We start from the raw sequence: 21,855 nt of genomic DNA on the forward strand, positions 1-21,855 counted from the left end.
TTGACCCCATAGCCTCACACCACGGCCGTGCTGAGGGGCGCGACCGCCTTGCCTGTGAAGGCGCATCTCCCGTGTTCGATCACCGCATCCACGGAGCCTTCGCATGCCCTCCGGCACTCTCCATACCTCCGCCGTCCCCCCGTCCGCCCCGCCGCCCGCAGGCGGCCGCCCCGCGAGCGCCGCGCCGCCGCGCATCGTCGCCCGCCGCCCGCTCGGCCAGTGGGCGGCCGCCGCAGCCGTCCTCGTCCTGCTGGCGCTCGTCCTCCGCTCCGTCGCCGGGAACGACGCCTTCCGGTGGGACCTCGTCGCCGCCTACTTCCTCACCACCCCGGTCCTGAACGGCCTGCTGCTCACGCTCGGGCTGACCGCCGCCGTGATGGTCCTCGGCTTCGCGCTGGGCACCCTGCTCGCGACCATGCGGCTGTCCGCCAACCCCGTGCTGCGCGGCGTCGGTTCGGGCTACGTCTGGCTCTTCCGGTCGATGCCGATCCTGGTCCAGCTGCTGTTCTGGTTCAACATCGGCGCGCTCTACCCGACGATCCTCGGGGTCAAGACGGTGCATCTGCTGGCGCCGCCCGCCATCGCCGTCCTCGGACTGACCCTCCACGAGGCCGCGTACGCCGCCGAGGTGGTGCGGGCCGGGATCCTCTCCGTGGACCGGGGCCAGACGGAGGCGGCGCAGTCGCTGGGGCTCGGGCGGTGGCGGCGGCTGCGGCGGATCGTGCTGCCGCAGGCCATGCGGTCGATCGTGCCGCCCGCCGGGAACATGCTGATCGGCACGCTCAAGGGCACCTCGGTCGTCTCCATGATCGCCGTCAACGACCTGCTCTACTCCGTGCAGCTCATCTACCACCGCACCTACCAGGTCATCCCGATGCTGATGGTCGCCACCGTCTGGTACGTGATCATCACCTCGCTGCTCTCGGTCGGCCAGCACTACGTCGAGCGGCGCTACGCCCGCGGAACGGCCGGTGCCCGGTGAACGCCGCGCCGCGCCGGACCGGGCGCCCCGCCGTGGTGATCGTCGGCGCCGGGCCCCGCGCCACCGGCCTGATCGAGCGGATCGCCGCCAACGCCCCCGAGCTGTACGGCGACGCCCCGCTCGACCTGCACCTCGTCGACCCGTACCCGCCGGGCGGCGGCCGGATCTGGCGCCGTGACCAGTCGCCGCTGCTGTGGATGAACTCGCTGCCCGAGGACTCCACCCTCTTCACCGACGACACCGTGGAGATGGCCGGTCCGGTGCGCCGGGGGCCGTCGCTCGCCCAGTGGTGCGCCGCGGTCCGCTCCGGCGGCATCCGCACCACCCCGGACATCGCCGCGGCCGTCGCCGCCCTCGGCCCGCTCGACTTCCCCGGCCGCCGGCTCCAGAGCGCCTATCTGACCTGGGCGTACGAGCGTGCGGTGGCCGCGCTGCCGCCGCGGGTCGCGGTCCATGAGCACCGCCGCCGCGCGGTCCGCCTCGCCGGGCCCGCCGACGGCCGCCAGCAGGTCTGGCTGGAGGGCTGCCCGGCGCCGCTCACCGCCGACGCCGTGGTGCTCGCCCTCGGGCACCTGGACGCCGAACCGGACGCGGGGCAGCGGGAGCTGGCCCGCTTCGCCGAGCGCCACCGGCTGACGTACCTGCCGCCGGGCTTCACCGCCGACGCCGATCTGGGCGGGCTGCGGCCCGGCGAGCCGGCGCTGGTCCGCGGGTTCGGCCTCGCCTTCATCGACCTGATGGTGCTGGTCACCGAGGGGCGCGGCGGCCGGTACACCGAGGAGGCCGACGGACGGCTGACGTACCACCCCTCGGGCCGCGAGCCGGTGCTGCACGTCGGCTCGCGACGCGGCGTCCCCTACCGCTCCAAGATCGGCTACGAACCGGACGCGGCCCGCCCGCCGCTGCCGCGCTTCCTCGGCCCCGCCGAGGTCGACGCGCTGCTCGCCCGGCCCGGCGGCTTCTCCTTCGACGCCGACGTCCGCCCGCTGATCGACAAGGAGCTGGGCTTCGCCCACTACCACCGCCTCTTCACCGCCCACCCCGAACGCACCCGGCTGCCCTGGCCGGCCTTCGAGCGCCGGTACGCCGCCGGGGACGCGGCGGCCCGCCGGGCGCTGGCGAAGGAGGCGGTGCCCGATCCGGCCGACCGCCTCGACCTCACCGCCCTCGACCACCCGCTGGCCGGGCTGCGCCTCCCCGACGGCGAGGCGCTCCAGGACGCCCTGCGCGCCCACATCGAGGCCGACCTGACCCGCCGCCACGACCCCGCGTACAGCCCCGACCAGGCCGTCTTCCTCGCGCTGCTCTCCGTCTACGGCCAGCTGATCCGGATCGGCGACCGCGGCCCCTGGTGGCACGGCTTCTTCAGCTACCTCGCCTCCGGGCCGCCCGGCCCCCGGCTGCGCCAGCTGCTCGCCCTCTCCCGCGCCGGGCTGGTCCGCTTCCTCGGCGCCGGCACCACCGTCACCGCCGATCCGGTCACCGGCCTGTTCACGGCCCGGTCGGCGACCGTACCGGGCGCCGAGACGCGGGCCCGCACACTGGTCGAGGCGCGGCTGCCGGAGCCGACCGTGGCCCGCTCCGCCGATGCGCTGCTGCGCGCCCTGCACGCCGACGGCGCCGCCGAGACGCCCGCCGGACTGCTCGCCGTGGACCCCGCCGACGGCCGCGTCCTCGACCGCGCGGGCCGCCCGCACCCGCGCCGTTTCGCCCTCGGCCCGCACACCGACGCCCGCTCCGGCGGCGCCTTCACCCGCCCCCGTACCAACGCCCCCGCCTTCCGGCAGAACGACGCGAGCGCGCGGGCGCTGCTCACCTTCCTGACGGAGCGCGCGGCGCCGCCCGCCGCGCGGCCCCGCACCGCCCGCACCGCCACCCGCGAGGACCGCCATGCCGCTGACCGCTGAACCCCCCGCCGCCACCGCGGCACCGCCCGACGCGGGCGGCCCGGAAACGCTGCGGGTGGTGCCGGTGCGCCACCCCTGGCGCTGGGCCGCCGTCGCCGTGACCGCGGTGCTCCTCGCCCAGTTCGTCCACGGTCTGGCCACCAACCCGGCCTGGGAATGGGGGGTGTTCGCGCAGTACGTCACCGCGCCCGCGGTGCTGCACGCCGTCGGCACCACCCTTCAGCTCACCGCCTACGGCACCGTGCTGGGCTTCGCCCTCGGCATCGTGCTGGCCCTGCTGCGGCTGTCCGCCAGCCCGTTCCTGCGCGCCGTCGCCCACGGCTACGTCTGGGTGTTCCGCTCCGTCCCGCTCATCGTCCAGCTGCTGTTCTGGTTCAACTTCGCCTACCTCTACCGCCGCATCGACCTCGGCGTCCCCTTCGGCCCCGGCTTCTTCTCGTTCGCCACGATGGACCTGGTCGGCGCGATGGGCGCGGCGGTCCTCGGCCTCGCCCTGCACCAGGCCGCGTACGCCGCCGAGATCGTCCGCGGCGGCATCCTCGCCGTCGACGCCGGGCAGCAGGAGGCGGCCGCCGCCCTCGGCATCCCGCGCCTGCGCCGGCTGCGCCGGATCGTGCTGCCGCAGGCCATGCGCGCCCTCGCGCCCAACGCCGCCAACGAGGTCATCTCGCTCTTCAAGGGCACCTCGATCGTCTCCGTCATGGCGATCGGCGAACTCTTCTACCAGGTCCAGGTCATCTACGGCCGCACCGGCCGCGTCGTCCCGCTGCTGATGGTCGCCACCGTCTGGTACCTGCTGCTGACCGGCGCGCTCTCCGTCCTCCAGCACCACGTCGAACGCCACTTCGCCAAGGGAGCCACCCGATGAGTCCACAGCCCGCGATGGTCGAGGTCCGCGCCGTCCGCAAGAGCTTCGGCCCGCTCGACGTGCTCAAGGGGGTGGATCTGCGGGTCGCCGCCGGTGAGGTCACCGTCGTCATCGGCCCGTCCGGCTCCGGCAAGTCCACGCTGCTGCGCACCCTCAACCACCTGGAGAAGGTCGACAGCGGCACCGTCGCCGTCGACGGCACCCTCATCGGCTACCGCCGCTCCGGCGACAAGCTGTACGAGCTGCGCGAACGGGAGATCCTGCGGCAGCGCACCCACATCGGCTTCGTCTTCCAGGACTTCCACCTCTTCCCGCACCTGACGGTGGTGGAGAACGTCACCGAGGCGCCCGTGGCGGCGCTCGGCCGCTCCCGCAAGGACGCCACCGCCACCGCGCTGGCCCTCCTCGAACGGGTCGGGCTGGCCGGCAAGGCCGACGCCTATCCGCGTCAGCTCTCCGGCGGCCAGCAGCAGCGCGTCGCCATCGCCCGCGCCCTCGCCCTGGAACCCAAGCTCCTCCTCTTCGACGAGCCGACCTCCGCCCTCGACCCGGAGCTGGTCGGCGAGGTCCTGGACGTCATCAAGGATCTGGCGGCCCGGGGCACCACGATGATCATCGTCACCCACGAGATCGGCTTCGCCCGGGAGGTCGCCGACACCGTCGTCTTCATGGACGACGGCCGGATCGTCGAACAGGGCCCGCCCGCCCAGGTGCTCGACGCGCCGCGCGAGGCCCGCACCCGGGCCTTCCTCTCCAAGGTCCTGTGACATGCCCGGACCCCGAGAATCCGCCCCGAGGAGCCCCGCCGTGAACCGCCGCCGCGCCCTGACCGCCGTCCTCGCCCTCGCCGCCGGGCCGGCGCTGCTCGCCGCCTGCGGTTCCGGCGCCGCCGTCGAGGACACCGCGCCGGTCGGCGCGGCGGACGGGCCGAAGATCAACATCGGCCCGGACCAGCACCGCGTCCGCGCCGCGAAGAACGCGAAGGCGGCGGCGCTTCTCCCGGCCCGCGTCCGCGCCACCGGCGAACTGCGGGTCGGCGTCGCCGCCGAGAGCTCCCCGCCGCTGACCTTCTACGCCACCGACGACCGCACCCTCATCGGCGTCGAGACCGACCTCGCCACCCTGGTCGCCGACGCCCTCGGCCTGCGGCTGCGCCTGGAACCGCTGTCCTGGGAGAACCTCTTCGTCGGCCTGGACAGCGGCAAACTCGACGCCGTCTTCTCCAACGTCACGGTGACCGAGGAGCGCAAGGAGAAGTACGACTTCGCCACCTACCGCCGCGACGAACTGGCGGTGGAGGCGCGCAAGGGCACCGCCTGGCGGGTCCGCGGGGCCGCGGACGTCGCGGGGAGGACCATCGCCGTCGGCACCGCCACCAACCAGGAGAAGATCCTCCTGGAATGGAGCGCGGAGAACGTCAAGGCCGGCCGCAGGCCCGTCGACATCCGCTACTACCCCAAGACCTCCGACACCTACCTGGCCCTCCAATCGGGCCGTATCGACGCCTACTTCGGCCCCAACCCGTCCGTCGTGTACCACGTGAACACGGCGGGGCGGACGCAGAGCATCGGGCGGTTCTCCGGGGGCGGCGACGCCGTCCAGGGGAAGATCGCCGCCACCACGAAGAAGGGCAGCGGACTGGTCGGCGCCTACGCCGCCGCGCTGCGCGCCGTCATCGCCGACGGCAGCTACCGCACGGTCCTCGACCGCTGGGGACTGGGCGCCGAAGCCCTCACCACCTCGCAGATCAACCCGCCCGGCTTGCCCCGGACGCACTGACCCGCACCCCTTTCGGAAGGCAACCCCCATGGCCTCACCCGCACCGCAGCGGCGCCCGATCCCGCTCGCCGTCGCCCTCGACGGCCCCCCGGACGGCGGCCGCCCGGCCGCACCGGAACGCTTCGACGCGGCCGGCTACCTCCGGCTGGTCCGCCTCGCCGAGCGCGGCACCCTCGACTTCGTCACCCTCGGCGACGCCTTCGGCCGGCCGGGCCCCGACGCGCTCGCCGTGCTCTCCCGCGTCGCCCCGGCCACCTCACGCATCGGCCTGGTCCCCACCGTCACCACCACCCACACCGAGCCCTTCCACGTCGCCACCTCGATCGCCACCCTCGACTGGGTCAGCTCCGGCCGGGCGGGCTGGCGGCCCGACGTCTCGCTCACCGCGGCCGAGGCGGCGCTCTTCGGCCGCCGCCCGGCGCCCGCGCCCGACGCGGCGTGGCGGGAGGCGGGCGAGGTCGCGGAGGTCGCCGCCCTGCTCTGGGACAGCTGGGAGGACGACGCCGAGATCCGCGACCGGGCGAGTGGCCGCTTCATCGACCGCGACAGGCTCCATTACACCGACTACGCCGGCGAGTTCTTCTCGGTCCGCGGCCCGTCCATCGTGCCCCGGCCCCCGCAGGGCCGCCCACCCGTCGTCCTCGACGCCACCGGCACCGGTCCGGGCGGTGCGACCGTACGGCAGGTGGCCGCCGCGCACGCCGATGTCGCGCTGGTCCGCGCCGAGGACCCGGCCACCGCCTTCGCCGCCCGCGACGATCTGCGCGCCCGCGCCCGCGCGCTGGGCCGCGACCCGGACCGGCTGCTGGTCCTCGCCTCGCTCGCGATCGAGCTGTACGCCTCCGGGGACGCCGTCGCGCTCGCCGACCGGATCGGCGACTGGTACGCGGACGGCGCGGCCGACGGCTTCCATCTGCGGCCCGCCGATCCGGCCCGTGACCTGGGCCTTCTCGTCGACGGCACCGTCCCGGTCCTCCAGCACCGCTGCCTGCTCCGCCGCTTCTACCCGGGCGCCACGCTCCGCGAGCACCTGGGCCTGCCCCGCCCCGCCAACCGCCACGCCCGCGCCCGAGAGGTCTCGCGATGACCACCGCCCCGCACCCGTCTGACCCGTCCGCGCCCCGGCAGCTCCATCTGGCCGCGCACTTCCCCGGTGTCAACAACACCACCGTCTGGGACGACGCCCCGCCCGCCACGGGCCGGGGCGCGGGCCGCCATCCCTCGCTCGGCAGCCAGATCCGCTTCGACTCCTTCGTCCACCTCGCCCGGACCGCCGAGCGCGGGCTCTTCGACTTCTTCTTCCTCGCCGAGGGGCTGCGGCTGCGCGAACACAAGGGCCGCATCCACGACCTCGACGTCGTCGGCCGCCCCGAGTCGCTGACCGTGCTGACCGCGCTCGCCGCCGTCACCGACCGGCTGGGCCTGGCCGCCACCGTCAACGCGACCTTCAACGAACCGTACGAACTGGCCCGCCGGCTCTCCTCGCTCGACCACCTCAGCGACGGCCGGGCCGCCTGGAACGTCGTCACCACCTCCGACGCCTTCACCGGCGAGAACTTCCGCCGCGGCGGCTACCTCGACCGCGCCGACCGGTACACCCGCGCCGCCGAGTTCGTCGCCGCCGCCCGGCGGCTGTGGGACTCCTGGCGCGGTCCGGCGCCCGAACCGGTCCGCCACCGCGGCGCCCACTTCGACCTCGCCGGACCGTTCACCCTGCCGCGCTCCCCGCAGGGCCACCCGGTCATCATCCAGGCCGGGGACTCGCCCGAGGGCCGCGACTTCGCCGCCGCCACCGCCGACGTGATCTTCACCCGGCACAGCGGACTCGACGCGGGCCGGGCGTTCTACGCCGACGTCAAGGGGCGGCTCGCGGCCCACGGGCGGCGCCCGGACGACCTCAAGATCATGCCGGGGGTGACCTTCGTCCTCGGCGACACCGCCGCCGAGGCCCAGGAGCACGCCGCCGAGATCCGCCGCCGCCAGATCTCCCCGCAGAACGCCCTGCTCGCCGCCGAGCAGCTCTGGGGCGTCGACCTCTCCGCGTACGACCCGGACGGGCCGCTGCCGGACATCGACCCGGACCCGCACTCGGAGCTGGCCCAGGGCCGCGTGAAGATCGCCGACCCGGCGGCGGTGGTCGCCAAGTGGCGGGCGTTGTCGCAGGCCAAGGGGTTGTCGCTGCGCGAGACGGTGATCGAGACCACCGGCCGGCAGTCGTTCGTCGGCACCCCGCGGACGGTCGCCGCCGAGATGACCGAGTTCGTCCGCGCCCGGGCGGCCGACGGCTTCATCCTCGTCCCGCATCTGACGCCCGACGGGCTCGACCCGTTCGTCGACCGGGTCGTCCCGCTGCTCCAGGAGCGCGGCGTCTTCCGCACCGAGTACGCCGGCGGCACCCTCCGCTCCCACCTCGGTCTTCCGGAAGCAGTTACTCCGGTATGGCAGGGTGAGGCGTCATGAGCACCGGTACGGACGCCTACGCGGCATGGCTGACCTGGCGTGAGCGCCGCACCGCCGACATCTCCCGCCCCTACGGGCCACTGGCCCTGACCGGCACCTTCTGGCTCGCCGACCACGCCGACGGCCGGATCCCCGGGCTGCCGGGCCGCTGGACGGACGACGGCGACGCGGTCGTCCTGCACGCCACCCCCGCCGACGGCCTCACCGCCGACGGCGCCCCGCTCGGCGGCGAGATCCGCCTCCAGCCGGACGCCGGAGCGGAGTCCGCCCGGATCGCCCACGGCGCGCGGCGGCTGCCGGTGCTGCGCCGCGAGGGCCTGTGGGCGGTCCGCGACTTCGACCCCGCCGCCCCCGCCCGCCGCGACTTCACCGGCATCGACGCCTACGACCACGACCCGCGCCGGACGGTCCCGGGCCGCTTTCGCCCGTACGGCGAGAGCCGCGCGGTGCGGGTGCCCAACGCCGACGGCGTACGGCGGGAGTTGGGGCTCGCCGGGGAGCTGACGTTCACCGTGGACGGCGCCGAGCACGCGCTCCAGGTCGCGGTCGAGGGCGACGGCTCGCTGTGGGCGGTCCTCGCGGACGCCACCAGCGGCACCGAGAGCTATCGCTTCCGCTTCCTGCGGACCCCGGCGCCCGCCGCGGACGGCACCGTCACCGTCGACCTCAACCGCACGCTGCTGCCGCCGTGCGCCTTCGCCGACCACTTCATCTGCCCGTTCCCGCCGCCCGGCAACACCCTGCCCATCGCCCTGCGGGCGGGGGAGCGGAACCGTTCCGGCACCTGATCCGTCACACCCCCGACCGAGGGGGTCAACCGCCGTCCCGGCGCACCCGAGAGGGCCTGCCGGGGCGGCGAACTCCGCGCTGCCCGGAGGCGGTTGACGGCGGTCTGTCACCCACTCCCGCCTCACGGCCCCCTTGCGCGGCGGCCCGATCCATCCGACACTCCCGTCAGCGCTTGTCAGGGGCACGCAAAAACGATCGTGCGGAAGGCGCGGATTCCGTATGCGGAAATCCGCGGCGTGCCCCTCGACTGCGCCTCACGGGCCGCCACAGGCGGCCCACCGATCCCCTCGGAGGAATCACGTGAGGAACGAGCGCACCAATCCCCGCAGCGGCGTCGCGAGACGCACCCGACTGCTCGCCGTGGCGACCGGACTGCTGGCCGTGGGGGCCATCGCAGTGCCCACCGCCTCCGCGCAGAACTCCGCAGCCGCCCCGAAGTACAGCGCCGCCCAGCTCTCCGCGGCCAGCTCCGCCATCCGCTCCGCGGATGTCGCCGGCACCGCCTGGGCGATCGACCCGGCCACCAACGAGGTGGTCGTCACCGCCGACAGCACCGTCTCCCGGGCCGACCTCGCCAAGGTCGAGCGCGCGGCGGGCAGCAACGCCGGTGCGGTCCGCGTCGAGCGGACGTCCGGCACCCTGCGCAAGCTGATCTCCGGCGGCGACGCCATCTACGCGCCGAGCTGGCGCTGCTCGCTCGGCTTCAACGTCCGCAGCGGCACCACGTACTACTTCCTGACGGCCGGTCACTGCACCGACGGCAACCCGCCCTGGTACACCAACTCCTCGGGCACCACGAGCATCGGGCCGACCGCCGGGTCCAGCTTCCCCGGCAACGACTACGGCATCGTGAAGTACACCGGGTCGGTCAGCCACGAGGGCACCGTCGGCAGCCAGGACATCACCAGCGCCGGCACCCCGTCGGTCGGCCAGACCGTCACCCGCCGCGGCTCCACCACCGGCACCCACAGCGGCAAGGTCACCGCCTTGAACGCGACGGTGAACTACGGCGGCGGCGACATCGTCTCCGGCCTCATCCAGACCACCGTCTGCGCCGAGCCCGGCGACAGCGGTGGCCCGCTCTACTCCGGGACCACGGCCCTCGGCCTGACCTCGGGCGGGAGCGGCGACTGCACCTCGGGCGGCACGACGTTCTTCCAGCCCGTCACCGAGGCGCTCAGCGCCTACGGCGTGAGCGTCTACTGATCTCCCCGGGGCGGCCTTGCTCACCGCCCCTGATCCGCTGATATCGGCGCAAGGCCGGACGACGGTCCGGTCCGGGCCGGGACCCTGCCCGCCGGCGGGCAGGGTCCCGGCCTCCCGCCTTCCCCGGCCCCGCACGCCGGGGCCCGGCCCGCCGCTCGGGCATACCATGGCATAAGAGCGCAAACCGGTTAGAGCGGCAGAGGCCAGTCAGGGGGCCGTGATGCTGGCGGAAGAGCTGGTGACCAGCGGGGTCGCCCTCGCCTCGGCGGGCGTCGTCTATCTCCTCGCGGCGGCGCGCGTGGTCAAGCAGTACGAACGCGGAGTGGTCCTGCGGCTGGGCCGGCTGAAGTCCGCCGTCCGCGGCCCCGGCTTCACCATGATCGTCCCGGGTGTGGACCGGATGCGTAAGGTCAACATGCAGATCGTGACGATGCCGGTGCCCGCGCAGGAGGGCATCACCCGCGACAACGTCACCGTCCGCGTCGACGCCGTCGTCTACTTCAAGGTCGTGGACGCCGCCGACGCCGTCATCGCCGTCGAGGACTACCGCTTCGCGGTCTCCCAGGTCGCCCAGACCTCCCTCCGCTCCATCATCGGCAAGAGCGATCTCGACGATCTGCTCTCCAACCGCGAGAAGCTCAACCAGGGCCTCGCCGTGATGATCGACAGCCCCGCGCTGGGCTGGGGCGTCCAGATCGACCGGGTGGAGATCAAGGACGTGTCGCTGCCGGAGACCATGAAGCGGTCGATGGCCCGCCAGGCGGAGGCCACCCGGGACCGGCGCGCCCGGGTCATCAACGCCGACGCCGAACTCCAGGCGTCGAAGAAGCTGGCCGAGGCCGCCCAGGCGATGTCCGACCAGCCGGCCGCCCTCCAACTGCGGCTGCTGCAGACCGTGGTGGCCGTCGCCGCCGAGAAGAACTCCACGCTGGTGCTGCCCTTCCCCGTGGAGCTGCTGCGCTTCCTGGAGCGCTCGGGTCTCCAGGCCCAGGCCGAAACGGCCCGCACCGAGGCCGAGACCGGCGCCTTCGGCCGGGTCCCGCCCGCGTCGTCCGGCGCGGGCGCCGACGGCTCCCACCCCGGCCTCGGCCCGGACCCGGCACACCGCCCCGGCCACTACCTCGACGAGCCGGACGAGCCGGGCGCCGAGGAGTTGGGGCCGGTCGCGCCCGTCGAGGACGTGGGCCGCATCGAGGACGTCGACGCGGCCGTCGAGGACATCGGACGGACCGAGGACGGCGGGACGGGGAGCGGCGACGGCGGCAGCCGGGGCACGGGCATCTGACGCCCGGCACCGGAGCCGCGCCACCCCGGGGCGGGCCTCCGGGCGACGGCGGCGAGATTCCGTCGTGAGACGCCACAACAGGCCGACAGGGACGGGTGGTTCACCGTCCGGCTGAGGGGAAACCCCCCCGCACGGGCCCCGCGGCACACGCGCCGCGGGGCCCTCGTATGCCCGGTCCGCGGGCGGTTCCGGCGGGTTTCCCGAGGTGTGGAGCGAAGCGTTTCGGCCAGAGGGTGGCGCGCTCCGGGCGGCGACGCGCCGGGGGCAGGGGGCGGGCGGAAGTGTCCGTACTCGGGACGGACGTGCGCGGATATCGGTGTGACCGACAGGCGGGGAAGCGGTGAACTCCCGGCGGCGAGACCGGAACTCGGTCTTGTGCACGGGTGAGACGGGTGGGAATACTCGGCGGCGCACGTTGGCATGGACGCGACTTCCCGGTGTCGTACGGGGAGCCGTCCGTCCGTGACCTGTTCCCCCACACTCTCGGGTCCGTGTCCCCCCTCGCGGGCCCTTCCCCCCACGGGAGGTACCGAGTTGAAGCACCGTCGCATACCCCAGCGCCGCGCGGTCCTGGCCGGCGCGGGAGCCCTGGCTCTCGCCGCCACCGCCACGCTCACTCTGAACAGCGCCAACGCAGCAACCGTCCCGCAGCCCGCGAAGCTCTCCCCGGCGGCGGCGACCACCCTCGCCTCGCAGGTCAACTCGGCGGGCACCGCCGGTTCGTACTACGACGCCCAGGCCAAGAAGCTCGTGGTCAACGTCGTGAACGACGCGGCGGCCAAGTCCGTCCGGGCCAAGGGCGCCGAGGCCAGAATGGTCAAGTACTCGATGGCCCAGCTGGACTCCGCGCGGAGCACGCTGAAGGCCGACGCCACCATCCCCGGCACCTCCTGGGGCGTCGACCCGCGGACCAACAAGGTCGTGGTGACCGCCGACCGCACGGTCAAGGGCGACGCGCTCGCCAAGATCACCAAGGTCACCAAGGGCCTTGGCGACAAGGTGACGTTCCGCCGGACCCAGGGTGAGCTGAAGCCGCTGATCGCCGGCGGCGACGCGATCTGGGGCAGCGGCGCCCGCTGCTCGCTCGGCTTCAACGTCGTCAAGGACGGCCAGCCGTACTTCCTGACCGCCGGCCACTGCGGCAACGCGGTCCAGAGCTGGTCCGACCAGCAGGGCGGCCAGGAGATCGCCACCACCGAGGACTCCACCTTCCCGGGCAACGACTTCGCGATCGCCAAGTACACGGGCGACACCGAGCACCCCAGCGAGGTCGACCTCTACAGCGGCAGCCCGCAGAAGATCACCAAGGCCGCGGAGGCGACCGTCGGTGAGAAGGTGCAGCGCAGCGGCAGCACCACCCAGGTGCACGACGGCACGGTCAAGGCGCTCAACGCCACCGTCAACTACCAGGAGGGTTCGGTCGAAGGGCTGATCCAGACCGACGTCTGCGCCGAGCCCGGCGACAGCGGCGGCGCCCTCTTCGACGGTGAGTCCGCGCTCGGCCTCACCTCCGGCGGCAGCGGCGACTGCTCGCAGGGCGGCGAGACCTACTTCCAGCCGGTCCCCGCGGCCCTGCAGAAGTTCGGCGCCGAGATCGGCTGACGCCTCATCGGGCCGTACGCCCGCCGGACCTCCGGCGCGGTGCGACGGTGACCCCGGCCCCCGGACGTGTACGGCGTCCGGGGGCCGGGGCGCGTCCGGGCCCGGTCAGAAGGCGAAGACGGTGTTCGCGGCGGAGCGCAGCTCGCAGGAGTTGGCGAAGGTGTGGGCGTACGCGACGCGCCTGCCCTGCCAGACGCCGTCGGCCGTCACCACGACCGGGTCCCACTCGCGGGTGCACACGGTGGTGCCGTCGGTGCGCGTCACCCGGTCGAACTCGCCGCCCACCGCGCGCAGCCGGTTGCAGGCCGTCCCGGGCAGCGGGTGGGTGCCGGACGCCGTCGGCGCACAGCTCAGCGTCACGGCGCGCTGCACCGCGGCGTCCGCGCGGTGCTCCCCCTGGCCGACCGTCAGGACGAGGGCGGTCGGGGCGTAGAGCCCGGCGGACCGGGCCGGGGCGTGGTCGGCGGCCGGGGTGACGACCGCGACCGGGGAGGCGGTGGTGACCGGCGGGGTGGTGGCCTGCGCGGTGGTGGCGAGCGCACCGGTGACCACTGCCGTGCCGAGCGCGACGACCCCAACGATGTACCGCATTGCGAACACTCCTTTGCCCGTAGGTGCAGATACCGGACGGGAGTCTGGCCCAGCCGCCGGGCGTCCGCATCTTCGTCGCTCACTTCGAGTCGATGGATGAAAGCCGTGGGTAGTGGCGCGAAGGTTGTGGTGGAGATGTGGAGATCTAGCGGCGGACCGGTGCCTTCGCTGCTGGCGCGGGGTGCGCGGCCGGAGCCCGTCGGAACGGGCCCCGCGGCGGGCGGGGCAATCCGGCCGCGGCCCCCGGTGATGACCTTCGCCCGGCGCTCCCCGAATGGCCCGAAGGCGGTGCGTACGGGGAGGTGAGGCGGCCCGGACGCGATGCTTCCGGGGCCCCGGCGGCGGCCGCTCCGCCCGCTCAGACACGCGGGGTCACCGGTGCCAGGGTGTTGTTGCGGCGGTCGCGGTCGCGGAGCGCCGCGAGGACGATGCTGAGCAGCACGCCGCCCACCGCCCAGGCGCCGAGGATCAGCAGCGCCGAGGTCAGGCCGTTGCCGCCGAAGTAGGCGATCGAGCGCGACGCCCAGGTGCCCGCGCCCGGCGGCAACGCGGGGCCGATCGCCCGCCAGAAGGGCGGCAGCAGCGGATACGGATACGCGCCGCCCGCGCTCGGGTTGCCGAACACCACGATCACCAAGATCGCCAGCCCGATGCCGATGACCCCCAGCAGCGTCTGGAACGCCAGGGTGGTCGCCCCCACCGCGAAGACGATCAGCGCGCCCAGCCCCCACAGCCCGAACAGGCTGCCGGGCAGCGCGTTCAGCACCGGGCCGATCACCACCGCCCCGGCGAGCCCCGCGACGATCGAGTAGACCGCGAGGGCGCCCAGCCGGATCACCGCGCGGTGGGTGTTCGCCGGGCGGGCGCCCGCGCTGATCGCCAGGATCGCGGCGCACAGATACCCGCCCACGCACCACCCCACGACCAGGTAGAACGACGACAGGCTGCGCGAGTCGCCGCTCGCCGCGGGCCGTACGTCCTCGGTGCGCACGGTGCGCCCCTCGGCCTTCAGCGCCGCCCCGACGACCGCCTCCGTCGCCTGCGACAGCGCCGCCCCGCCGCCGCTCGCGACCAGCAACCGGTCGGTGGTCGAGCGCGGGTCGACCACCAGCGCCGCGTCGATCTTCCGGTCCCGCAGCTGCCCGAGCGCCGCCTCCCGCGACGGCAGCGCGCGCGGGTCCAGGGGGGAGCCGGGCAGCCGGCCGAGCTTGGTCACCAGCTCGCCGCGGGCCTGTGCGGGCGCGACCACGCCGAGCGCGACATCGGTCGGCTTCGGTGCGTGGAAGGCGCCGGCGTAGGAGGTGATGAACGCGACCATCAGGCCCAGGACGCCGGTGACCAGCAGCGCGGCGCGGGCGCTGACCGCGCTGCGCACCTCCTGGCGGAAGGTCGTCCGGGTGGAGTCGTCGGTCGTGGCCATGGGCCGCTCCTCGCCGTGTCGCGCCGGTGCCCGTACCCGGCGGTGCTCCCACATCCTCCAATCGGCGCAGCCATCGCGCAGAGCGGACGGGGCCGAATGACGGAGGCGGGGCGGCGGCAGCGGACGGGTCAGGCGATGGCGTAGTGGGCGAGGGCCGGCTCCAGCAGGCCGAAGGCGGCGGCCGCCTCCGCGGTGACGGTGGCGGCGATCTCGTCGTCGGGGCGTCCGGCCAGGGTGAGGGTCTGGATGCGGTCGAACAGGATGCGGTGGACGGCGGCGAGCAGCCCGGCGGCGGTCGTGACGGTGATGTCGTCCGGCGCCGCGCCGACGGCGTCCGCGAGCGCCCGGGCCAGGGCGTGTTCGCGCCGGTCGTGCAGGGCGCGCAGGCAGGCCGTCAGGGTGGGGCTGCCGGCGACCATGCGGGCGAAGCCGGGGCCGGAGAAGCCGGCGACCGGATCCGCGGCCGCGGCGGCTTCGGTGAAGGCGCGGTGCAGCGCCGCCAGGGCGGATTCGCCGGGCCGCCGTTCGGCCACCGCGCGCGCCAGGGAGGCGGCGAACTCCTCCTGGTGGTCCAGGGCCAGATCCTCCTTGCGCGCGAAGTAGTTGGTCACCGTCTTCTTGGCGACCCGCGCCGCGTCGGCGATCTCGGCGATGGTGGTCCGCTCGAAGCCCCGGTCGAGGAAGAGCCGGGTGGCGTGGTCGGAGATGAGCTGCCGGGTCTCCTGTTTCTTGGACGCGCGCAGGCCGGCGGGGCGCGCGGACGAACTGCTGTCGGTAGCCATGGAGAAAACCTTACCCTCGTAGCATTTTTACGTTGACACCCATGAATCCCGCGGGCTAATTTTACGCCCGTCGTAAATTTGTGCGGCGGAATCACGCCGCGGCCGGCCATGAGGAGAACCGTCGTGCAGATCACCGCGTCCACCGTCGTGCTCACCGTCGAGGACGTCGCCGCCTCCCAGCGGTTCTTCACCACCCACCTCGGCTACGCCGAGCAGCTCGCCGCCGAGGGATTCGTCTCGCTCTCGCGCGAGGACGCCGCGATGAACATCGTCCTGCTCGCCCGCGGCCACGAGGTGCTGCCGGCCGAGCAGCGCGACCGGTGCGCCTCCGGCGTGATCATCGCCTTCACCACCACCGGGATCGCACGCGAGGAACAGCGGCTGGCCGCCGAGGGCGTCGAGATCACCATGCCGCTGCGCGAGGAGCCCTGGGGCGAACGCCTCTTCCAGGTCACCGACCCCAACGGCGTGATCGTCGAGTTCGTCGAATGGGCCACCGACGGGGACGCCGCCTGACCGCTCCGCACGAAGCCCCGCGCACCGCCCGCACACCACACGCCCGAGACCGCGAAGGACCGTACGTTGTCACCTGACCCCCAGGCCGTTCACCCGCTGCCCGAGCACGAGCGGGTGGTGTTCCTCCAACCGCTGATCACCTCGCCGAAGATCGTCGTCGGCGCGTACACCTACTACGACGACCCGGACGGGGCGACCGCGTTCGAGGAGCGCAACGTCCTGTACGCCTACGGGCCCGAACGGCTGATCATCGGCAGGTACTGCGCGATCGCCACGGGGACCAGGTTCCTCATGGCGGGGGCGGAACATCCGACGGCGGGGGTGTCCACGTTCCCGTTCACGATGTTCGGCGGCCGCTGGGCCGAGCGGACCCTGGAGATCGTCACCGCCATGCCCAGCCGCGGCGACACGGTCGTCGGCAACGACGTCTGGTTCGGCCGTGAGGTGACCGTCATGCCCGGCGTCCGCATCGGCGACGGCGCGATCATCGCGACCGGTGCCGTCGTCACCGCCGACGTCCCGCCGTACACGATCGTCGGCGGCAACCCGGCCCGGCCGATCCGGCAGCGGTTCACCGACGCCGAGGTGGCGCAGCTGCAGCGCGCCGCGTGGTGGGACTGGCCCGACGATCTCGTCGCCGACCACGCCCACACCCTGATGGCCGGAACCCCGGCCGACATCGCCCGCATCGCCGCCGACCACGGCCTGGAGAAGCCGCTGTGACCTGACCGCGTGGGGCCCGGCCCACACCCGGCCGGGCCCGCGCCGCCATTCAGGCCCGCAACCGTCGCACCGTCAGGAAGAGGAACGACGCCAGCGCCAGGGCCAGCGGCAGGAGCAGCAGCGCGCCCGAGAAGGCCAGCACGCCCAGGGTCAGGGCGGCGGAGCCGAGGACGCCCCACCACAGCCAGGTGCGCCGCTCCAGCAGCACCAGCGCCGCACCGAGACCGGCCAGCGTCACCGCCGCCAGGCAGGTGGCGGTCGCCCGCATCAGCAGGTCCAGGTCGGCGCCGCCGAACCCGGCGGCCACGCCCAGCAGCGCGCAGGCGCAGCCCAGCACCGCCAGCGACCGGCGCGGCACCTCGCCGGGACCGCACCCCTTGGCCAGCGCCCGCGGCGCGGCCCCGTCCCGGCCGAGCGCCGCACCGAGCCGGGAGGCGCCCGCCAGATACGAGTTGACCGCGCCGAAGGTGAGGAAGAGCGCGGCCACCGCGGCGACCGGCCGCGCCGCGGTGCCCACGCTCCGGGTGAGCAGCGCCGTCAGCGGGGTGTCGGTGTCCGCGGCCGCCGGGCCCAGCACGCCGAGGGTGACGACCGCGAGGCCGAGGTAGAGCACCGTGATGGTCAGCAGGGTGTTGCGGGTGACCTTCGGCAGGTCGCGGGCCGGGTCGGCGAACTCCCCGGACAGATGGCTCGCCGCCTCCCACCCGGCGAACGCGAAGAACAGCACCGACGCCGCCGAACCCACCGACGACCAGCCGCCCGGCAGGAACGGGGTGAAGTGCGCGGCGCTCACCCGCGGCGCCGAGAGCAGCACCGTGCACAGCAGCACCGCGGCAAGACCCGCGCCGAGCAGCAGCTGCACCCGGCCCGACATCCGCAGCCCGACCGCGTTGGACGCCAGCGCCCCGGCGATGACCAGACCGCCGACGACGGCGGCGCCCGCCTCGCCCCAGCCGGCCGCGTCCGCCACGTACTTGCCGCCGATCCAGGCGGCCGACACCACCCCGATCGGCACCGCCCCGTAGAACCACCAGCCCACGGTGGCCGCGGCGCGCGGGCCCATCGCGCGGTGCACGAAGGTGGCGACCCCGCCGCCGTCCGGATGGCGGGCGCCGAGCACCGCGAACGACGCGGCCACCGGCACGCAGAGGGCGAGGAGCAGGAGCCAGGCGAGGAGCGAGGCGGGGCCGGCGGCCGCCGCGGCCAGCGACGGCAGGGTCAGCACCCCCGGCCCGAGCACGGCACCGGCGCACAGCGCGGTGCCGCCACCGACGCCCAGCCGCCGTACATGCGGCGGCCGGACGGCGGAAAGCGATGTCTGTTGTACGGTCACGGAGGGGGAAGTTATCCGGCTGAATGATCCAAAGAAGGGTCAGCCGAACGAAATTCGGTACAGGGTCCATCATGGGGCGTCATGGACGACATTGATTCGGCGATTGTCCGGGAACTGCAGCGCGATGCGCGGCAGACCAACCGCGACCTCGCCCGCACCCTGCGCATCGCCCCCTCCACCTGCCTGGAGCGGGTCCGCGCGCTCCGCGCCCGCGGCGTGATCACCGGCTATCGCGCCACCGTCGATCTGCGCGCCCTGAACCGTCCCGTCCAGGCGCTGCTGACGGTCCGTATCCGGCCGATGAACCGCGAGGTCATCGAGCGGTTCAAGGCGTTCTTGACCGGGCTGCCCGAGGTCTTGAGCGTCTATGTGGTCGCGGGCGGCGACGACTTCCTGGTGCATGTCGCCGTACCGGACGTCGACCGGCTGCACGCCCTCCTCATGGACCAGGTCTTCAAGCGCCGCGAGGTCGTCGACTGCCGCAGCTCGGTGATCTACCAGCACGTCACCAACGGCGTCGTCGAGCCGCTGCCGCCCGCCGCGTCCTGACCCGCCGCGGGCCCGGGCGGTGCGCCCGGGCCCGCGGGGCGGTGTCTCACACGGTCAGGACGATCTTCCCGGCGGTGCGCCCGGTCTCGCCCAGCTCATGGGCCCGGGCCGCCTCCGCCAGCGGGAACGTCGCGGCGATCTCCGCGCGCAGCCGCCCGGCCGCCGCTAGCTCCGCGATCGCCCGCATGCCCTGCTGGTCGTGCTCGACGACCATGCCCGCCGCCCGCACGCCGAGCCGCGCGGCCTCGGCGCGCACCGCGTCGTCGGCGCCCAGGATGCTCACGTACGCCCCGCCGGGACGCAGCGTGCGCAGCGACCGCGGGCCGTACTCCCCGGCGATGGGGTCCAGGACGACGTCCACGTCGCGCACCGCCTCGGCGAAGTCCACCGCGTGGTAGTCGATCATCTCGTCGGCGCCCAGACCGCGGACGAAGGCGTGCTTCGGCGCGCTCGCGGTGCCGATCACATACGCGCCGCGCGCCTTGGCGATCTGCACCGCCAGATGCCCGACGCCGCCCGCCGCCGCATGGATCAGCACCCGCTGCCCCGCGCCGAGCCCGGCGGTGTCCACCAGCGCCTGCCAGGCGGTGAGCGCCGCCAGCGGCAGGGCGCCGGCCTGGACGTGGTCGATCCCCGCCGGCTTGGCGACCAGTGCCCGCGCGGGGGCCAGCACGTACTCGGCGAAGGCGCCGACGCCGTCCGGGTAGGGCAGCATCCCGAACACCTCGTCGCCCACCTCGTGCAGCGTCACGCCCCAGCCGACCTGCTCGACCACGCCGGACACGTCCCAGCCGAGCACCAGCGGCAGCGGCCGGGAGACGGTGGTCCGGTGCTGCCGGTTCTTCCAGTCGGTCGGGTTCAGCCCGGCGGCGCGCACCCGCACCAGCACCTGGCCGATGCCCGGCACCGGCCGCTCCCGTTCGGTCTCCGTCAGCACCTCGGGGCCGCCGAAGGTGTCCTGGCTGATCACTCGCATCGTGTTCGTCATGGCTCCACGGTGCCCGCTGGGACCGATCAAGAAAATGGCAGGATTGCCATCCTCCGCTAGGATCGTGCCATGTCCGTCTCCGAGCCCGCCCCGGCCGCCGCCCCGCACCGCGTCGTCGTCCTCGCGCTCGACGGCGTCTATCCCTTCGAACTCGGCATCCCCGCCCGGATCTTCGGCTGCCTGCCCGACCGGTACACCGTTCTCACCTGCAGCGCGGACGGCCGCCCGGTCCGCACCCGGGCCGACTTCACGATCACCGCGGACCACGGACCCGAGGTCCTGGAATCCGCCGACACGGTGGTGATCCCGCCGTCCGCGGTCACCGAGGCACCGGACGCGCTGGCTCGGGTCCGCCCCGGCACCCGCCTCGTCTCCATCTGCACCGGCGCCCACATCCTGGCCGCCGCCGGAATCCTCGACGGCCGCCCGGCCACCACGCACTGGTTCGAGGCGGCGGAGTTCGCCCGCCGCCACCCCCGCATCCGGGTCGACCCCGATGTGCTCTTCGTCGACGACGGCGACGTGCTCACCTCGGCGGGCGCCGCCTCCGGGGTGGACCTCTGCCTGCACCTCGTCCGCCGGGACCACGGCAGCGAGATCGCCAACCGAGTGGCCCGCGCCTGCGTCGTCCCCGCCTGGCGTGACGGCGGTCAGGCCCAGTACATCGAGCGCCCGGTGCCCTCGCCCGCCGCCGAGAGCACCGCGGCGGCCCGCGCCTGGGCCCTCGACCACCTCCATCTGCCGCTCACCCTCGCCGATCTGGCCGGCCGGGCGCGGATGAGCGGACGGACCTTCGCCCGCCGCTTCCAGCAGGAGCTGGGGATGAGCCCCGGCCGCTGGCTGATCCAGCAGCGGGTGGACCGCGCCCGCCGGCTGCTGGAATCCAGCGACCTCTCCGTCGACCGGATCGCCGGCGAGGTCGGCTTCGCCACCGCGGCGTCCCTGCGCCAGCACCTCCAGACGGCGGTCGGCGTCTCCCCGCTCGCCTACCGCCGCACCTTCCGCGGCGGCCCGGCGCGCCCGCCCGGCGCGGACGCGGACCGCCCGGCAGCCGCGCGGGCCTGAGCCGCGGCGGGCGCGCAGACTGACACCGTGGCCGCGAAACGCAGCGCCGGACTGCTGCTCTTCCGCCGCGCCGGCGGCAGTGCCGTCGAGGTGCTGCTGGCGCACCTGGGCGGGCCGCTGTGGGCGCGCCGCGAGGCCGGCGCCTGGTCGGTGCCCAAGGGCGAGTACGCACCGCCGGAGGAGGCCCGGGACGCGGCCGAGCGGGAGTTCGCCGAGGAGCTGGGACTGCCGCCGCCGCGGGGGAGCCGCCTCCCGCTGGGCGAGGTCCGGCAGGCCGGCGGCAAGACCGTGACGGTCTGGGCGGTCGAGGCGGACCTCGACCCGGACGCGATCCGGCCGGGCACCTTCGAGATGATCTGGCCGCCCCGCTCCGGCACCGTGCGCGCCTTCCCGGAGATCGACCGCGTCGCCTGGTGCACCCCCGACGAGGCCCGCACCCGTCTGGTGGCGGCCCAGCGCGCCTTCCTCGACCGGCTCGCGGAGCGTCTGGCGGCGGGGGAGTGAGTTCCCCGGACGGCTCCCCGAGTGGCTCCCCGCATGGCTCCCTGAGTGGCTCCCCTCCTGGCTCGCGTCCGGGAGCTCCCGCGGTACGCGGCCGCTGCTCAGGCCCGGCCGCGTACCGCCTTGTGGTGCTGGCGGGCGAAGAGGAAGGCGGCGCCGGTGGCCAGCAGCGCCATACCGCCGAGGGCCGGCGGCCCCGCCTCCCCCTTGCCTTCCGTCCCGTGCCCGGCATCCCGCCCGTGCGCCGCCTCGTGTGCCGCGCCGTGCGGGAGAGCGGCATCCCGTACGGCGGGGCGCGGGCCCGGGGCGTCCCGCACGACGGCGGGGCGCGGCTCCGGGGCGTGTGCGGCGGCGGGCGTGGTGCAGGCGAGGGTCCCGGTGAGCGCGGCCAGTGCGGCGAGCGCGAGCGGGACCGGCCGGACGGAGCGCACCGGCGTGCGGGAGGCCGTGCGGAGTACGGGCATGAAGCCTCCTTGTCGCGCCGGTGGCGAGGCGGGTGCGGTGGGGGA

The 21,855-nt window shown here is 74.5% G+C and carries 22 protein-coding genes; 16 read left to right on the top strand and 6 right to left on the bottom strand.

From position 1 onward, the window contains the following. Positions 1-103 precede the first annotated feature (103 nt). The 11 genes from ABT345_RS25870 (at position 104) to ABT345_RS25920 (ending at position 12,878) form a co-directional block, all read left to right on the top strand. Positions 104-982 carry an amino acid ABC transporter permease gene (locus tag ABT345_RS25870; RefSeq protein WP_345093401.1) on the top strand — a complete coding sequence of 293 codons (879 nt, stop codon included), beginning with the start codon at positions 104-106 and terminating at the stop codon, positions 980-982. Continuing rightward, positions 979-2,889, top strand: coding sequence for an FAD/NAD(P)-binding protein (locus tag ABT345_RS25875; RefSeq protein ID WP_345093399.1), 1,911 nt, complete (start codon positions 979-981; stop codon positions 2,887-2,889). The genes ABT345_RS25870 and ABT345_RS25875 overlap by 4 nt, the downstream gene beginning before the upstream one ends. After that, positions 2,873-3,757, top strand: a complete 885-nt coding sequence (locus tag ABT345_RS25880) for an amino acid ABC transporter permease (protein WP_345093395.1) — start codon at positions 2,873-2,875, stop codon at positions 3,755-3,757. Before ABT345_RS25875 ends, ABT345_RS25880 begins: the two co-directional genes overlap by 17 nt. After that, the gene (locus ABT345_RS25885; protein WP_345093392.1) at positions 3,754-4,524 is read left to right on the top strand and encodes an amino acid ABC transporter ATP-binding protein; all 771 of its coding nucleotides are present in this window, start codon (positions 3,754-3,756) and stop codon (positions 4,522-4,524) included. Before ABT345_RS25880 ends, ABT345_RS25885 begins: the two co-directional genes overlap by 4 nt. A 1-nt stretch (position 4,525) precedes the next feature. Continuing rightward, positions 4,526-5,536 carry an ABC transporter substrate-binding protein gene (locus tag ABT345_RS25890; RefSeq protein ID WP_386461264.1) on the top strand — a complete coding sequence of 337 codons (1,011 nt, stop codon included), beginning with the start codon at positions 4,526-4,528 and terminating at the stop codon, positions 5,534-5,536. Between the two features lie 28 nt (positions 5,537-5,564). Next, a complete protein-coding gene (locus ABT345_RS25895; protein WP_345093386.1) occupies positions 5,565-6,623 on the top strand; it encodes an LLM class flavin-dependent oxidoreductase in 1,059 nt (352 codons plus the stop codon). Further along, entirely contained in the window at positions 6,620-7,996 is a 1,377-nt protein-coding gene (locus tag ABT345_RS25900; RefSeq protein ID WP_345093383.1) for an NtaA/DmoA family FMN-dependent monooxygenase, read from the top strand. The genes ABT345_RS25895 and ABT345_RS25900 overlap by 4 nt, the downstream gene beginning before the upstream one ends. Beyond that, positions 7,993-8,784, top strand: coding sequence for a DUF1684 domain-containing protein (locus ABT345_RS25905; protein WP_345093380.1), 792 nt, complete (start codon positions 7,993-7,995; stop codon positions 8,782-8,784). Before ABT345_RS25900 ends, ABT345_RS25905 begins: the two co-directional genes overlap by 4 nt. A 301-nt stretch (positions 8,785-9,085) precedes the next feature. Further along, positions 9,086-9,991: a S1 family peptidase gene (locus tag ABT345_RS25910; protein WP_345093377.1), complete on the top strand. Its 906-nt coding sequence runs from the start codon at positions 9,086-9,088 to the stop codon at positions 9,989-9,991. A 223-nt stretch (positions 9,992-10,214) separates the two neighbouring features. Then, complete coding sequence (locus ABT345_RS25915; protein WP_345093561.1) at positions 10,215-11,276, top strand: slipin family protein; 1,062 nt, start codon at positions 10,215-10,217, stop codon at positions 11,274-11,276. 534 nt (positions 11,277-11,810) lie between these two features. Continuing rightward, positions 11,811-12,878, top strand: coding sequence for a S1 family peptidase (locus tag ABT345_RS25920; RefSeq protein ID WP_345093374.1), 1,068 nt, complete (start codon positions 11,811-11,813; stop codon positions 12,876-12,878). Positions 12,879-12,983: 105 nt separating this feature from the next. Here ABT345_RS25920 and ABT345_RS25925 read toward each other — a convergent pair whose 3' ends face one another. The 3 genes from ABT345_RS25925 to ABT345_RS25935 form a co-directional block, all read right to left on the bottom strand. Further along, positions 12,984-13,469: a subtilase-type protease inhibitor gene (locus ABT345_RS25925; protein ID WP_345093371.1), complete on the bottom strand. Its 486-nt coding sequence runs from the start codon at positions 13,467-13,469 to the stop codon at positions 12,984-12,986. 358 nt (positions 13,470-13,827) lie between these two features. Continuing rightward, entirely contained in the window at positions 13,828-14,889 is a 1,062-nt protein-coding gene (locus tag ABT345_RS25930; RefSeq protein ID WP_345093368.1) for a DUF3533 domain-containing protein, read from the bottom strand. Between the two features lie 128 nt (positions 14,890-15,017). Then, positions 15,018-15,671, bottom strand: a complete 654-nt coding sequence (locus tag ABT345_RS25935) for a TetR/AcrR family transcriptional regulator (protein WP_345093365.1) — start codon at positions 15,669-15,671, stop codon at positions 15,018-15,020. A gap of 123 nt (positions 15,672-15,794) precedes the next feature. Here ABT345_RS25935 and ABT345_RS25940 point away from each other — a divergent pair, with 123 nt between their 5' ends. Next, positions 15,795-16,187, top strand: coding sequence for a VOC family protein (locus ABT345_RS25940; protein WP_345093362.1), 393 nt, complete (start codon positions 15,795-15,797; stop codon positions 16,185-16,187). Positions 16,188-16,253: 66 nt separating this feature from the next. Beyond that, complete coding sequence (locus tag ABT345_RS25945) at positions 16,254-16,910, top strand: CatB-related O-acetyltransferase (RefSeq protein WP_345093360.1); 657 nt, start codon at positions 16,254-16,256, stop codon at positions 16,908-16,910. Between the two features lie 49 nt (positions 16,911-16,959). Here ABT345_RS25945 and ABT345_RS25950 read toward each other — a convergent pair whose 3' ends face one another. After that, the gene (locus ABT345_RS25950; RefSeq protein WP_345093357.1) at positions 16,960-18,243 is read right to left on the bottom strand and encodes an APC family permease; all 1,284 of its coding nucleotides are present in this window, start codon (positions 18,241-18,243) and stop codon (positions 16,960-16,962) included. An 81-nt stretch (positions 18,244-18,324) separates the two neighbouring features. On the opposite strand from ABT345_RS25950, the gene ABT345_RS25955 reads away from it, so the two are divergent. Then, positions 18,325-18,792: an Lrp/AsnC family transcriptional regulator gene (locus ABT345_RS25955; protein WP_345093354.1), complete on the top strand. Its 468-nt coding sequence runs from the start codon at positions 18,325-18,327 to the stop codon at positions 18,790-18,792. Positions 18,793-18,838: 46 nt separating this feature from the next. On the opposite strand, the gene ABT345_RS25960 is transcribed toward ABT345_RS25955, so the two are convergent. Then, complete coding sequence (locus ABT345_RS25960; protein ID WP_345093351.1) at positions 18,839-19,780, bottom strand: NADP-dependent oxidoreductase; 942 nt, start codon at positions 19,778-19,780, stop codon at positions 18,839-18,841. 69 nt (positions 19,781-19,849) lie between these two features. On the opposite strand from ABT345_RS25960, the gene ABT345_RS25965 reads away from it, so the two are divergent. Then, positions 19,850-20,845, top strand: coding sequence for a GlxA family transcriptional regulator (locus tag ABT345_RS25965; RefSeq protein ID WP_345093348.1), 996 nt, complete (start codon positions 19,850-19,852; stop codon positions 20,843-20,845). 27 nt (positions 20,846-20,872) lie between these two features. Beyond that, entirely contained in the window at positions 20,873-21,349 is a 477-nt protein-coding gene (locus tag ABT345_RS25970; protein ID WP_345093345.1) for an NUDIX hydrolase, read from the top strand. Between the two features lie 98 nt (positions 21,350-21,447). Here the strand turns inward: ABT345_RS25970 and ABT345_RS25975 are convergent, their stop codons facing one another. Next, the gene (locus ABT345_RS25975; RefSeq protein ID WP_345093342.1) at positions 21,448-21,810 is read right to left on the bottom strand and encodes a hypothetical protein; all 363 of its coding nucleotides are present in this window, start codon (positions 21,808-21,810) and stop codon (positions 21,448-21,450) included. Positions 21,811-21,855 lie beyond the last annotated feature (45 nt).

Origin of the sequence: Streptomyces sp. NPDC000404 (assembly GCF_040300365.1) — a bacterium.
Classification (GTDB): Bacteria; Actinomycetota; Actinomycetes; order Streptomycetales; family Streptomycetaceae; genus Streptomyces; species Streptomyces ramulosus.

Coding starts and splice junctions, on each gene's coding strand:
- ABT345_RS25890 (WP_386461264.1), top strand. CDS start 4,526: ATGCCCGGACCCCGAGAATCCGCCCCGAGGAGCCCCGCCGTGAACCGC.
- ABT345_RS25905 (WP_345093380.1), top strand. CDS start 7,993: ATGAGCACCGGTACGGACGCCTACGCGGCATGGCTGACCTGGCGTGAG.
- ABT345_RS25900 (WP_345093383.1), top strand. CDS start 6,620: ATGACCACCGCCCCGCACCCGTCTGACCCGTCCGCGCCCCGGCAGCTC.
- ABT345_RS25965 (WP_345093348.1), top strand. CDS start 19,850: ATGTCCGTCTCCGAGCCCGCCCCGGCCGCCGCCCCGCACCGCGTCGTC.
- ABT345_RS25880 (WP_345093395.1), top strand. CDS start 2,873: ATGCCGCTGACCGCTGAACCCCCCGCCGCCACCGCGGCACCGCCCGAC.
- ABT345_RS25885 (WP_345093392.1), top strand. CDS start 3,754: ATGAGTCCACAGCCCGCGATGGTCGAGGTCCGCGCCGTCCGCAAGAGC.
- ABT345_RS25955 (WP_345093354.1), top strand. CDS start 18,325: ATGGACGACATTGATTCGGCGATTGTCCGGGAACTGCAGCGCGATGCG.
- ABT345_RS25975 (WP_345093342.1), bottom strand. CDS start 21,810: ATGCCCGTACTCCGCACGGCCTCCCGCACGCCGGTGCGCTCCGTCCGG.
- ABT345_RS25895 (WP_345093386.1), top strand. CDS start 5,565: ATGGCCTCACCCGCACCGCAGCGGCGCCCGATCCCGCTCGCCGTCGCC.
- ABT345_RS25925 (WP_345093371.1), bottom strand. CDS start 13,469: ATGCGGTACATCGTTGGGGTCGTCGCGCTCGGCACGGCAGTGGTCACC.
- ABT345_RS25935 (WP_345093365.1), bottom strand. CDS start 15,671: ATGGCTACCGACAGCAGTTCGTCCGCGCGCCCCGCCGGCCTGCGCGCG.
- ABT345_RS25870 (WP_345093401.1), top strand. CDS start 104: ATGCCCTCCGGCACTCTCCATACCTCCGCCGTCCCCCCGTCCGCCCCG.
- ABT345_RS25960 (WP_345093351.1), bottom strand. CDS start 19,780: ATGACGAACACGATGCGAGTGATCAGCCAGGACACCTTCGGCGGCCCC.
- ABT345_RS25930 (WP_345093368.1), bottom strand. CDS start 14,889: ATGGCCACGACCGACGACTCCACCCGGACGACCTTCCGCCAGGAGGTG.